The organism is Paraconexibacter sp., from assembly GCF_041602235.1.
In the GTDB taxonomy this organism is placed as follows: Bacteria; Actinomycetota; Thermoleophilia; order Solirubrobacterales; family Solirubrobacteraceae; genus Paraconexibacter.
This window is the reverse complement of sequence record NZ_JBFIGP010000016.1, coordinates 15,037-28,263: the sequence shown is the minus strand read 5'-3', so window position 1 is coordinate 28,263 and position 13,227 is coordinate 15,037. Positions and strand designations below refer to the sequence as shown.

Here is a 13,227-nt window from a genome sequence, read left to right as displayed (position 1 = left end):
GAGAGCTGCCCCGAGCGCAGGACCTCGAGCACGCGCTCCTCCTCCTCGCGGCCGAGCACCGGTCGCGCCAGCGGGATCTCCTCGCTCACGCAGGCCTCCCGGCCGGGCTGCCGTCGTCGGCGGCGGGTTGCGCCTGCCGGGGAAGCTCCGCGTACTCGAAGGACGCCACCAGCGCTTCCCACGAGGCGGCGATCACGTTCTGGGCGACTCCTATCGTGCCCCAACTGCGCTGCCCGTCCGAGCTCTGGACGAGCACCCGCGTGGTCGCGCCGGTGCCGTGGTGCTGGTCCAGCAGGCGCACCTTGTAGTCCGTGAGCTCGATGTCGCGCAGGTGCGGGTGGAACTCCGCGATCACCGACCGCAGCGCGGCGTCCAGGGCGTTGACCGGGCCGTTGCCCTCGGCCGAACGGACGTAGCGCTCGCCCTCCACCCAGATCTTTATGGTCGCGGTGCACTCGACGTGCCCCTGGGCGTTCTGCTCGACGATCGTGCGCCATGACTCCAGGGTGAAGAGCGGCTCGTAGTCCCCCACCTGCTTGTGGAGCAGCAGTTCGAAGGACCCGTCCGCCGCCTCGAACTGGTACCCGCGCGCCTCCAGCTCCTTGACGTTGTCGATCGCCCGCTGCGCCGCGGCGTCGTCCATCTCGATCCCGGCGGACCGGGCCTTCTCGGCGACCGTGTGCCGCCCCGCGAGCTCGGAGACGATCAGCTGACGCTCGTTGCCGACCAGTTCGGGCTCCATGTGCTCGAACGTCGAGGCGTCCGCCCGCACGCCCGCGACGTGCAGCCCGCCCTTGTGCGCGAACGCGTTGCGGCCGACGAACGGCTGCGTCGCGTTCGGGACCTGGTTGAGGAGCTCGTCGACGAAGTGCGCCGTCTCGGTCAACCGGATGATGCGCTCCCCGGGGAGGGCGTCGATGCCGAGCTTGAACTGCAGGTTGCCGATGATCGACACGAGGTTCGCGTTGCCCGTGCGCTCCCCGATCCCGTTCATCGTGCCCTGGACCTGCGTGGCACCGTTCAGCACGGCGGCGAGCGTGTTGGCGACCCCGCACTCGAGGTCGTTGTGGCAGTGGATCCCGACCGGGACGCCCTCGAGCACCGAGACGACCTCGGCCACCGCGGACCCCACCTGATGGGGCAGGGACGAGCCGTTGGTGTCGCACAGGACGACGCGCTCCGCGCCCCCGGCGGCGGCGGCGCGCAGGCAGTCCAGCGCGTACGCCGAGTCCGAGCGCCAGGCGTCGAAGAAGTGCTCGGCGTCGTAGATCACGCGCTTGCCGGCCTCGACCAGATAGGCCACCGACTCCTGGATCATCGCCAGGTTCTCCTCGCGGCCGACCTTCACGACCTTCTCGAGGTGCAGGTCCCACGTCTTGCCCACCAGCGTGCACACGCCCGCGAAGCATCGCGCGAGGACCTGCAGGTTCTCGTCCTGGGCGGCGGCGACGCCGCGGCGGCGCGTCATGCCGAACGCGACGATCTGCGCGTGGTCGAACGTCTCCTGCCCGAGAAGGTCGAAGAGCTCGAGCTCCTTCGGGTTGGAGGCCGGGAAGCCGGCCTCGATCAGGTCGACCCCGAGGTCGTCGAGCTTGTGGGCGACGCGGACCTTCTCGTGCGCGGTGAGGGACATCCCCTCGCCCTGCATGCCGTCGCGCAGGGTGGCATCGTAGATCTGGACGGTGTGGTTCATGGTGGCGGTTCCTGGAAGTGGCGGGTGTTCGGACGGGAGCGCGGCGACCGGCGCCCGCGCGTCACCCGCGCGGGTTCAGGTCGCCCTGGGAATTCGCCCGTCGCGGAAGCCGAGCACCCTGCTCACGCCTCCACCGCGGCCGTCGCCGGGACCGGGTCCAGCCAGTCGCGGTACTGGGCGGCCCGCCCGTACAGCGCGTCCTCGAACAACGCCTGCACGGCCTTGGTGACGGGACCGGGACGGCCGTCGCCGATCGCGTGGTCGTCCACCTCGCGGATCGGGGTCAGCTCGGCCGCCGTGCCGGTCACGTAGATCTCGTCCGCCAGGTAGAGCTCACCGCGCGAGATGTCGCGCTCGATCAGCTCGTACCCGAGATCGCGGGCGATCTGGATCGCGGAGCGGCGGTTGATGCCGTCGAGGATCGACGCGGTGAGCGGCGGCGTCGAGATCACGCCGTCGCGGACGACGAAGATGTTCTCGCCCGAGCCCTCGCACACGTGGTTGTGGTCGTCGAGGAGGATCGCCTCCTCGTAGCCGGCCTTGTGCGACTCGATCTTCGCGAGCACCGAGTTCAGGTACTGACCGCAGGCCTTCGCCTGCGGGATCAGCGACTCCGGGCTGATGCGCCGCCACGAGCTCACCTTGGCGCGCACCCCGTTGGCCTTGCCCTCCTCGCCGAGATAGGAGCCCCACTCCCACACGGCGATCGCCACGTCGACCGGCGCCTCGAGCGGGAAGAGGCCCATCGTGCCGTACCCGCGGTAGACGAGCGGGCGGATGTAGCAGGAGCGCATGCCGTTACGGGCGATGAGATCGAGCGTCGCCTGCCGGATCTGCTCCTTCGTGAACGGGATGTCCATGTAGTACAGCCCGGCGCTGCGGTACAGCCGGTCGACGTGCTCCTCGTGACGGAACACCGCCGGCCCGATCTCGGTGTCGTAGCACCGGACGCCCTCGAACACCCCGGTGCCGTAGTGCAGCCCGTGGGTGAGGACGTGGACCTTCGCGTCCTCCCACTTGACGAACTCCCCGTTCATCCAGATGAGGTCGGCCTGCTGCACGTCGCTGTCCTTGATCGTCGGGGTTGGTGTCTAGAGGTGCGCGAGAACCGCGTCCGTGGCCTCGGCGGTGCCGGCGGAGCCACCGAGATCGGGGGTCCGCAGACCCGCGTCGAGCGCGCGATCCACGGCCGACTCTAGCGCGGCGGCCTCGTTGTCCATAGCCAGACCGTGCCGCAGCAGCATCGCAGCGGACAAGAACATCGCCAGCGGATTGGCCACACCGGTACCCGCGATATCGGGCGCCGACCCGTGGACGGGCTCGAACAGGCCCGGTCCGGCGTCATCGCCCAGCGAGGCGCTCGGCAGCATGCCGATCGAACCGGTGATCATCGCCGCCTCGTCGCTGAGGATGTCCCCGAACAGGTTCTCGGTCACGATGACGTCGAAGTCCGACGGACGGGCGACCAGCTGCATCGCGGCGTTGTCGACGAGGACGTCCTCGAGCTCGACGTCCGGGAACTCCTGCGCGTGGATCCGGTGCACGACCTCCCGCCACTGCCGGGAGGTCTCCAGCACGTTGGCCTTGTCGACGCTGGACACCTTGTTCCGCCGCCCGCGCGCCGCGAGGAACGCGGTCCGGGCGATCCGCTCCACCTCGGCGACCGTGTAGAGGCACAGGTCCGACGCGGAGTCGGCGGTCCGGGTCTTCTCGCCGAAGTAGATGCCCCCGGTCAGCTCGCGGACGACGAGGAGGTCCGTTCCCTCGATCCGCTCGCGCCGCAGGGGACTCGCGTCGTAGAGCGCGGGCAGCGGTCGCACCGGGCGCAGGTTGGCGTACAGGCCCAGGGCCTTGCGCAGCCCCAGCAGGCCCTGCTCGGGCCGCGGCGCATCCGGGTCGGTCGTGTCCCACTTCGGTCCTCCGACCGCGGCCAGCAGGACCGCGTCGGCGCCGCGGCACGCGGCGAGCGTGTCGTCGGTCAGCGCGGTCCCGTGGGCGTCGATCGACGCGCCGCCGAACACGTGCTCCTCGACCTCCAGGTCCGGGACGAAGCGCTGCAGGATGGCGACGGCGGGGGCGCAGATCTCCGGCCCGATGCCGTCGCCGGGCAGGGTGACGATCCTCGGCACGGGCTCAGACCTCCGTCGTGACGGGGCCGACCCGCTCACGGTCGCGTTCGTACGCGTCGATCGCGTCGGACTTGGTGAGCGTGATCGAGATGTCGTCGAGGCCGCCGAGGAGGCGACGCTTGATCTCCTGATCGATCTCGAACGGGAACTCGTCGACGGTCTGCGCTTCGAGGTCGACCCTCGCGGTCCCGCGACGGGCGATCTCCTCGCACTGCTCGCGCGGCAGCTCGATGGGCAGCACCCCGTTCTTGGTGCAGTTGTTCTTGAAGATGTCGGCGAACCGCGGCGCGATCAGTGCCCGGAAGCCGTAGTCCATGAGCGCCCACGGGGCGTGCTCCCGACTCGACCCGCAGCCGAAGTTCTCACCCGCCACGAGGATCGGGTTCGGCGGCAGGTCGTAGCCGCCCGCGCGCCACTCGTGGAAGCAGAACTCCCCGAAGCCCGTGCGCTCCACGCGCTTCATGAAGCGCGCGGGGATGATCTGGTCGGTGTCGACGTCGTCCTGGTCGATGAACGTCACGCCGCCCTCGACGATGTTGATGGGATCCATGTCGGTCTCGTGCTCCTTGCCGTGACGGCTAGTTCCAGTTGCGGATGTCGACGAAGTGGCCCTCGATGGCGGCCGCGGCGGCCATCTGCGGGGACACGAGGTGGCTGCGGGCGCCGCGGCCCTGGCGGCCCTCGAAGTTGCGGTTGGACGTGGACGCCACCCGCTCGCCGGGCGCCGCGACGTCCGGGTTCATGCCCAGGCACATCGAGCAGCCGGCGACGCGCCAGTCGAAGCCCGCCTCGGTGAAGATCTTGTCGAGACCTTCGGCCTCCGCCTGGGCCTTCACCTGCTGGGACCCCGGGACGACCATGGCGATCACGCCGTCGGCGACCTTGCGGCCCTTGATCATCGATGCCGCGGCCCTGAGGTCCCCGATCCGGGAGTTCGTGCACGAGCCGATGAACACGCGATCGAGCGTGATCTCGGTCATCGGGGTGCCGGCCTTCAACGCCATGTACTCGAGCGCCCGTTCGTCGCCGCCGTCCTGCGGCTCCGGGACGGTGTCGGTGACCTGCACGACCATCTCCGGCGTCGTCCCCCAGGTGACCTGGGGGCTGATCGCGGAGGCGTCGACGACGATCTCCGTGTCGAACGTCGCGCCCGCGTCGGTCCTCAGGTCGGCCCAGGCCGGGTCGATCGCCACCCCGCGCTCGCGCAGCCACGCGAACGTCGTCTCGTCGGGGGCGATCATGCCGGCGCGGCCGCCGCCCTCGATCGTCATGTTGCAGACGGTCATCCGGCCCTCCATCGAGAGCGCCTCGATGGCCGGACCGGCGAACTCGACGACGTGGCCCGTCGCCCCGTTGACGCCCATCTGCCCGATCGTCGCGAGGATGAGGTCCTTGGCGGTGACGCCGGGCCCGAGCTCACCCTCGTAGCGGATGCGCATCGACCGAGGCTTGGACTGCCCGAGGGTCTGGGTGGCCAGCACGTGCTCGACCTCGGAGGTGCCGATGCCGAAGGCCAGGGCACCGAACGCCCCGTGCGTGGCGGTGTGCGAGTCGCCGCAGACGATCGTCATCCCCGGCTGGGTGACGCCGAGCTCCGGCCCGATGACGTGCACGATCCCCTGCTTGTCGGAGCCCAGCGAGTAGATCGGGACCCCGAACTCCGCGCAGTTGGACTCGAGCTTCTCGACCTGCTTGCGGCTGAGCTCGTCCTTGATGAGCCGAGCAACCGGGGTGCCGTCGGTCGGCGTGTTGTGGTCGGCGGTGGCGAGCGTGCGGTCCGGGCGGCGGACCTTGCGACCCGCGAGCCGCAGACCGTCGAAGGCCTGCGGGCTGGTCACCTCGTGCACGAGATGCAGGTCGATGTAGATCAGCCCGTCGGTGACCTCGTGGGCGGCCCAGATCTTGTCGAACAGCGTGGTCGGGGTGGCGTGCGGCATGGGTCTCTCCTTGGTGATCAGCTGCGCCGGAGACCGGCGGACAGCACGGCGAGCAGCGTGGCGTCCCCGGGACCCGGGTTCTCGAAGTGGTGGGGCAGGTCGGCGTCGAACGTCACGCAGTCCCCCTGGCCGAGCTCGTGGCGCTCTCCGTCGATGACGAGCACGACGGCGCCCTGCTCGACGAGCGCGACCTCGCGGGCACCCGGCTCGTGCATCGGCGGATCGTCGTGGCGGCCGGTCTGCGCGCCGGCGGCGAGGACGTGGCGGGACAACTCGGCGCGCTGGCCGGGCATCGGCGCCGTGAGGACCGTGAAGGTGTGCCCGCGCCGGGCGGCCCCGCCCCGGCGTCCCTCGCCGTCGCGTACGACGGTGACGCTGCCGGACTCGTCCAGGCGCAGCAGCTGCGACAGCCGCAGCTCCAGCCCGGCGGCGATCTTGCCCGCCACCTGCAGGGTGGGACTCGTCTCGCCCCGCTCGACCTGGCTGAGCATCGGGGCACTGACCCCGGAGCGCTCGGCGAGATCGCGCAACGACAGGTCCATCGCCTCGCGCAGGGCCCGCACGCGCGGGCCGATGCGGATCTGGCGCTCGATGTCGTCGACGGTGTGCATCAGGACGACTGTACGTTATCACGTACAGTCGTCCTGGCGTCCCGTCACCGCCGGGTGGTGAGGGTCCTCGTCACGTCACGCCCGCTCGTGAGGGTCGCCGTGACGCGCACGCGAAGCGGCCCGGACGGGAGACCCCGCCCACGGATCCGCAGCGACTCGGTGCGGTCCCCCACGGTCCTCCGAGTGCCGTAGCGCCGGACGACGCGCGAACCGCGCAGGACCACGACCCGCACCCGGGCCGCGCGATCGACCTTCCACCGCAGGGTGCTCCCGGCAGACCCCAGGCGCGGGGCCGCGAGACGCACGTCCCGCACCGACGCGCAGGACGGCGCGGCCGCGAACCGGGGCCCCCGGCGCAGCACACCTCCTCGCAGCTGCAGCGCGATCCGGCGCGTGTGGGTCCCGGACGGGACGTCCCGCGAGAACACGACCACGAGGTCGCCGCTGCGGCGTCCCCGCGGCGGACGCACCCGGACGGTCCCGCCCTTCGTCGACACGCTGCCACGGGCGATCGTCGCCAGGACCCGGCCGGTGCCGGGAGCCACCAGGTGCACGCGGTAGCGCACCCGCTCGCTCCCGGGCCGTGGCCGGACCCGGATCCGGGCGCCGCGGGTCCGGGACACGCTCACCGTGAGGCTGCCCACGCCGGCCCGGGCCGGGCAGGCGTTGCCGAGGACCTGCAGGCGCTGCTCGGGCGCGGCGAGCACGTCCTTGCGGCAGTACGGCGGCCGGTTCCATGCCTCCTGCGCGAACGTCCGCATCTGATCGGTGCGGTGCGGGCTCAACGGGTTCTCCGACTGGCCGTAGGTCACGAACGTCTCCGAACGCGCCGGGCAGCCCTTCGCCTCGAAGTCCGCCGCCATCACGAAGCTCGCGCCGTGGATGATGTCCGGGTAGCCCTTGGCCTTGTTCCACGGCGCGGTGATCGCGTTGAACACGCCCAGACCGCCGGGCCCGCCCGGGACCGGCACCGTCTCGCCGCCGGCGGTCTCCGACTGGTAGTCGCGCAGCGTCCCGTCGAGCGGGATGCCGGCCGCCTGCAGGTCCTTCACGGCGTCGGCCAGAGCACCGCGCACGATCGGCGTGTCGGCGAGACCGCGCGGGGTGTTCACCGGGTCCGCCGGGTCGAAGGGCACGCGGAACGCGCGCAGCCCGATCTCGTTGGTGCCCTGCGTCCCGGCCGGCAGCGACTGCGTGGCCGGGAACGCCCGTGAGGCGAACCGACGGAAGAGGACCGCGCCCTTGGCGTCGAGCTCGTCGGTGAGATCCCACGCGGCGAGCACGTCGCACGCCTGCGAGACGTCGACCCCGTTCATCGTCGGGTTCGCCCGGCACAACGCCACGAGCTCGTCCCGCCACAGCTCGCCGAGGTACTGGCGGTTGCCCGTGATCGCGTGCTCGAGGTCGGCGACCGTGAAGCGGTTGCCGGTCCGGCCGTCACGGCCCGCCAGGCGGTCCTGGATGATCCGGACACCGAGACGCGTGCGCGGCGTGCGCTCCGTCCGCTCGATCCCGATGATCCGGTCGTAGCCCTCCAGCAGCTGCGCCGGGTTGGTCATCCAGTGCGAGTCGTTCCCGTTCTCGACGAAGTCGCGGCGGAACAGGTACGGGATCCGGTCGTTGCCGATGATCCCGGGCGCGGCGGCCTTCGGCGAGTCCTCCCAGTCGCACGCCGAGCGTGAGCCGTCCAGCACGGGCAGCCCGATCGACGCGAACGTCGCGACGCCGAGTGCCACGTTGCACCGCTGCGCGTGGGCATCCGTGACGCCCGGCGTCGCGCCGTTCATGGAGTAGTAGCTCTCGCCGTTGCGGTCGGCCGCGAGCGAGTTGACCCACGGGATGCCCTGGTACTTCTCCTGGATCTCGTGGTACTCGCGCACCGACTGCGCGCGATCGTTCTCGTAGAAGTGGTTGAGGTAGCGGAAGTTGGTGGCGTTGGAGTCCGCCAGCGTGTAGGCCGTGGCCGGGTTCCACGGGAACAGCGGCAGGCCGAAGATCGACGTGAGCACCGGCCCGTGGTCGGTCTCGTGGATGGTGCGCTTGACCGGCGCGCCGTCCTTGACCGGGACCTCCACCGTGGTCGCCGTCATGTCCTTGTAGGTCCCGTCGACGAGGTACTGCCGCGGGTTCGCCGGGTTCAGCTTCTCCTCGAAGGGCGTGAAGCGGAACGCCGTGGCGACGGTGTGCGACCACGCCAGCCCGCGCGTGTGCCCGATCAGCACGAGCGGGACGCCGTACAGGGCCGCCCCGGACACGTCCATCTTGCCCGGGATGCGCAGGTGCACCTGCCACAGGCGCTCCGCGCCGTGCCAGGGGAAGTGCGGGTTGCCCAGCAGCATCCCGAGCCCGTCGTCGGTGGCCTCGCTGCCGAGACCGATCGCGTTGGACCCGATGCCGCCGGCCTGCAGGCGGTTCCTGAGCTCGAGGGCCAGATCACGCTGCTCGGCCGCGGACCGGGCGGGACCCGGGTCCAGGGCGGGAGCGGCGTTCACGATGCCCGGGATCGCCACGCCACCGGAGGCCAGCGAGGCGAGCTGGTAGAAGCGCCGGTAGACGTCGACGACCGTGATCGGCCGGACCCACTCGGCCCCGCGGCATCGCGGGTCGGGGAGACCGTCCGCCCCGCCGACGTCCTCGAGGTAGTCGTTGTAGCCGGCCACGTAGCCGCGGACCAGCGCCCGGACCTCCGGGAGCGGGCCGCGCGGGGGCGCCTCGTCGGCGAGCTTCTCGACGAAGCCGCGCGCGTTGATCCAGCGGTAGTACGCGTCGGCGTCGAGGTTCTTGACCGTCTGCGCGTTGCCGGAGAAGTACCACGTCTTGTCGGCCCCGAAGTACCTGGAGCGGTCCCCCGCGACCGTGACGTAGGAGTCGGCGATCGTGCAGAGGTTGTCCTCGGCGAACGCGTAGCCGACGCCGTATCCCAGCGACGCCTCGTTGCGGGCGTCGATGTGCGCGACGCCGTGCCGCGTGCGCCTGACGGTGGCGCCGTACTCCCCGGTGGCGCGGCCACCGACGCGGCGGTAGCCCGTCCACGGCGCGCCCGAGTTCTCGCTCGTCGAGGCCGATGGCGGCGAGGACGTACGCGCGGCCGCGGTGGAGTGCGGCAGGACGACGAGACAGGCCGCGGCGATCGCGAGTACCCGACCGGCGCGGTCGAGCGACGGGAACGACGGACGTTGCGGCTTCACAGGACCCCCTCGGAGACTGACCATGGCGCCGCGCGACGACGCGGCACGGGCAGCACGGTACCTGTACGACAGCGTTCATGTGCCGCCGGCCGGCACGGGCGAGCCCGTCGGCCCCGGGAGACCACGGCGCTGCGCGATGACGGCGAGCACCATCGCGGTGTCGGCGATCGCCACGCCGGTCAGGTGGTCCTCGCGCGCCGCGAAGTCCTCGATGATCGCGTCGAGCGCCGCCGGCAGGGCATCCGCGTCCCCGTCGGCGATCGCCTGGACGGCCGCGGCCGCCCGCTCGAACGGCGGCGGCCCCTGGCGCATCGTGGCGATCGCCTCCGGCAGTCGTTCGTCCGCCTGCGACCACGACGCCGCGAGCGCCTCCGCCCATGCCGCCGCGGGTGACCCGGCCGCGCCCTCGTCGCCGTCGATCGCCTGCAGCACCGCCGGCGCCGCCGCGTCCGCCAGCGCGGGGTCACCGCTCAGGATGGCGGCCTTCATCCATCCGACCAGGCGCCCGAACGAGGCCGGCGGTGCGAGGTCCCACGAGGCGGCGTAGGTCGCGGACGCGCGGGCGAACGCCCGCGACGCCCCGGCCTCATCGCCGGCCATCAGGGCGCGATGCGCGACCCCGTCCGCCGCGACGGCCTCCGCCTGCAGTTGCCGGTGGCGCTCCTCGGTCATGGACCGAGTCTGCCACCTGCGAGATCACCCCGCCGGCGCCGCCACCGCTCCGCTCGCGGACGGCATCAGGCCGTACGCCAGGCGGACGAGGATCCGCGCAGTCTCGACCACGTCGTCGAGCATCACGTGCTCGTCGACCCCGTGGATCGCCAGCGGGCGCGGCCCGACCATCACGGTCGGGATGCCGCTGGCCGTGAAGAGGCGCATGTCCGCGCCCCACGGGACCCCGGCGACCCGCGCCTCGCCGCGCTCCGCGGCGACCGCCTCGACCGCCCGCCGGCTGAGGACGTGGTCCGCCGGGGTGCGTGCGCTCGCGAAGATCGCACCCGGCCAGGTGAGCTCCACCGGTGGACCGTCGTCGTCGCACGCCGCGGCCACGGCGCGCTCGACCGCGGCCTTCGCCTCGGCGACGTCCTCCCCCACCCTGACCGGCGCGCGGCCCTCGAACACCAGGAGATCGGGGACGGTGCTCGACCAGTCCCCGGCCGCGACGCGACCGACCGACACCGGGTAGGGCAGGTCGAGCGCCGCCATCGCCGGGTCCTCGACGGCGTCGTTGAGCGAGCGCTCCAGGTCGAGCAGCGCGCGATGGACGGGGAGATACCGGTCGATCGCCGAGATGCCCTGGGAATGGAACGCGGCGTGGGCGGCGACGCCGCGGATCTCCCCCCGGAAGGTGATCGCCCCGGCCTGCGCGCAGACCACGTCGAAGCCGGTCGGCTCCGGGATCACGCACGCGTCCCAGGCAGCGTCCTCGCGGAGCGCGGCGAACGCCCCCAGGCCCCCGTCCTCCTCCGAGGAGACGACGAGGAGCACCGGATCGAGCATCTCCGCACCCCGCAGCGCCGCGACCGCATGGAGCGCCGCGACCAGCCCGGCCTTCATGTCCGCCGCACCGCGCCCGTACACCGCGCCGTCCTCGAGCGCACCCGACCATGGGGATCCGTGACGCCAGGGCTGCGTGCCCGGGCCGACCACGTCCACGTGCGCGCAGATCGCCAGCCGCGGCCGCCCGGGAACGCGACCGGCCGCCGCGCGTCCCGGCACCCCGACCCGCAGTCCCGCCAGCTCGCTGCGCGGCGCCTCCTCCCCCGGAAACCCCGGGGCCGCGCGCACCGCGTCGAGGTCGTGCTCGGCGAGCGTGGCCTCAAGCCCCAGGGCACGGGCACGGTCGCGCAGGTGCTCCAGCGCGGGTCGTTCGGAACCCGTCACGCTCGGGATCCGGACGAGGGCCGCGAGGTCCGCGGCCATCGCGTCCGGATCCAGGGCCGCGAGCGCGGCCGGCACCCCGCTCACGGGGTGGCGAGCAACGCGGCGCGGTCCTCCTGCGGTGCGTCGGCGGCCGCCCGGGCGCGGCGGACCGCGCTGGAGAGCGCCCGCGCGTACGCCTCGCCCGCGGCCTCGATGATGTCGGTCGCGACCGCCTGCCCTGCACCCGTCACGCGCTCGCCCGCCAGGACGCCGGGCGTCGCGTGCGCGATGGCCGCACCGGGGTCTCCGAGCTCCACGACGACGCTGACCTCGCCGAGCGCGTCCTGGCCGCCGGTCACCGCGTCCACCCGGAACTCGCGCAGGCGTGCGTCGATCGCGGTGGCCGCGTTGATCGCCCGGAAGATCGCGTCCACGGGACCGTCACCGGTGAAGGACCCTTCGACGGACCTGCCGTCCGGGGTCGAGACACCCACGGTCGCGTGCGGGGGACGTCGCGAGGACGCCTCCACGTCGAACCACTCGAGCGTGAACCCGGGGACCTCGGCACGAAGCTCATCGGTGACGAGCGCCTCGAGGTCCATGGCGGTGACCTGCTTCTTCTTGTCCGCGATGTCCTTGAACCGCTTGAAGGCCGTGTTGAGCGTCGCGCCGTCGATCGGGTAGCCGAGATCCTCCAGCGCCTGCTTGAGCGCGTGCCGGCCCGAGTGCTTGCCGAGCACCAGCGAGTTGGCGTCGAGCCCGACGCTGCGCGCGTCCATGATCTCGTAGGTGGTCCGCTCCTTCAGGACGCCGTCCTGGTGGATGCCCGACTCATGGGCGAACGCGTTGCGACCGACGATCGCCTTGTTGGGCTGGACCGGGTAGCCGGTCAGGCGGCTCACGAGCCGGCTCGTGCGGGCGATCTCGGTCGTGACGACGCCGCAGTGCAGGCCGAGCTCCGCGCCGCGCGTGTGCAGCAGCATCACGAACTCCTCCAGCGAGGCGTTGCCCGCCCGTTCGCCGATGCCGTTGATCGCGCCCTCGACCTGCCGCGCACCGGCGAGGACGCCGGAGAACGAGTTCGCCACGGCGAGCCCGAGATCGTCGTGGCAGTGGGTCGACAGCACCGCTCCGCGCAGGTCCGGGACCAGCTCGTAGAGCCGGGTGAGGAACGCCGCGTACTCGGCGGGCATCGCGTACCCGACCGTGTCGGGGATGTTGATCGTGGTCGCACCCTCGTCGAGCGCGATCTGCACCACCTCGGCGGTGAACTCCACGTCCGCCCGCGTCGCGTCCATCGGCGAGAACTCGACGTCGGCACACAGCGCGCGGGCCTGGGCCACGGACGCCCTCGCCAAGCCCTTGACGTCCTCGCGGGTCGCCATGAGCTGGTGCTCGATGTGGATGTCGGACGTGGAGACGAACGTGTGGATCCGCGGACGCTCGGAGTCCTGGACGGCCTCCCACGCGCGATCGATGTCGGCGGGGTTGGCGCGCGCGAGCCCGGCGATGACGGGGCCCTGGACCTCCTGGGCGATGGCGCGCACCGCCTCGAAGTCGCCGGGCGAGGCGATCGGGAAGCCCGCCTCGATGACGTCGACCCCGAGCCGCGCGAGCTGCTGCGCGATCTCGAGCTTCTCGGCGGTGTTCAGGGAGATGCCCGGCGACTGCTCGCCGTCACGGAGGGTGGTGTCGAAGATGAGGACGCGGCCGGCGTCCGTGGGGGCGGTCGCGTCAGCGGGTACGGCGGGATCGGTCATGGCGTTCGGGTGCTCCTTCTCGGGCTTCGGTCTCGGACTCTTCCAC

10 protein-coding genes are annotated in these 13,227 nt (G+C 72.1%); all 10 read right to left on the bottom strand.

The genetic code is table 11. The features are described 5' to 3' along the window. Positions 1–85: 85 nt before the first annotated feature. A complete protein-coding gene (gene cimA / locus ABYE80_RS02530; protein WP_372788428.1) occupies positions 86–1,693 on the bottom strand; it encodes a citramalate synthase in 1,608 nt (535 codons plus the stop codon). A 122-nt stretch (positions 1,694–1,815) separates the two neighbouring features. After that, positions 1,816–2,754 carry a branched-chain amino acid transaminase gene (locus ABYE80_RS02525; RefSeq protein ID WP_372788427.1) on the bottom strand — a complete coding sequence of 313 codons (939 nt, stop codon included), beginning with the start codon at positions 2,752–2,754 and terminating at the stop codon, positions 1,816–1,818. Positions 2,755–2,784: 30 nt separating this feature from the next. After that, the gene (gene leuB, locus ABYE80_RS02520; RefSeq protein ID WP_372788425.1) at positions 2,785–3,822 is read right to left on the bottom strand and encodes a 3-isopropylmalate dehydrogenase; all 1,038 of its coding nucleotides are present in this window, start codon (positions 3,820–3,822) and stop codon (positions 2,785–2,787) included. Between the two features lie 4 nt (positions 3,823–3,826). Continuing rightward, positions 3,827–4,372 (bottom strand): 3-isopropylmalate dehydratase small subunit, encoded by a 546-nt coding sequence (gene leuD, locus ABYE80_RS02515; protein ID WP_372788424.1) that lies wholly within the window; start codon positions 4,370–4,372, stop codon positions 3,827–3,829. A 28-nt stretch (positions 4,373–4,400) separates the two neighbouring features. Then, positions 4,401–5,759, bottom strand: a complete 1,359-nt coding sequence (gene leuC, locus ABYE80_RS02510; protein ID WP_372788422.1) for a 3-isopropylmalate dehydratase large subunit — start codon at positions 5,757–5,759, stop codon at positions 4,401–4,403. A gap of 17 nt (positions 5,760–5,776) precedes the next feature. Continuing rightward, the gene (locus tag ABYE80_RS02505; RefSeq protein ID WP_372788420.1) at positions 5,777–6,370 is read right to left on the bottom strand and encodes a helix-turn-helix domain-containing protein; all 594 of its coding nucleotides are present in this window, start codon (positions 6,368–6,370) and stop codon (positions 5,777–5,779) included. Positions 6,371–6,414: 44 nt separating this feature from the next. Beyond that, positions 6,415–9,558, bottom strand: coding sequence for a penicillin acylase family protein (locus ABYE80_RS02500; RefSeq protein ID WP_372788418.1), 3,144 nt, complete (start codon positions 9,556–9,558; stop codon positions 6,415–6,417). Between the two features lie 75 nt (positions 9,559–9,633). Next, positions 9,634–10,230 carry a hypothetical protein gene (locus tag ABYE80_RS02495; RefSeq protein ID WP_372788416.1) on the bottom strand — a complete coding sequence of 199 codons (597 nt, stop codon included), beginning with the start codon at positions 10,228–10,230 and terminating at the stop codon, positions 9,634–9,636. Between the two features lie 24 nt (positions 10,231–10,254). Next, positions 10,255–11,526: a M20/M25/M40 family metallo-hydrolase gene (locus tag ABYE80_RS02490; RefSeq protein WP_372788414.1), complete on the bottom strand. Its 1,272-nt coding sequence runs from the start codon at positions 11,524–11,526 to the stop codon at positions 10,255–10,257. Further along, positions 11,523–13,181 carry a 2-isopropylmalate synthase gene (locus tag ABYE80_RS02485; protein ID WP_372788413.1) on the bottom strand — a complete coding sequence of 553 codons (1,659 nt, stop codon included), beginning with the start codon at positions 13,179–13,181 and terminating at the stop codon, positions 11,523–11,525. Before ABYE80_RS02485 ends, ABYE80_RS02490 begins: the two co-directional genes overlap by 4 nt. Positions 13,182–13,227 lie beyond the last annotated feature (46 nt).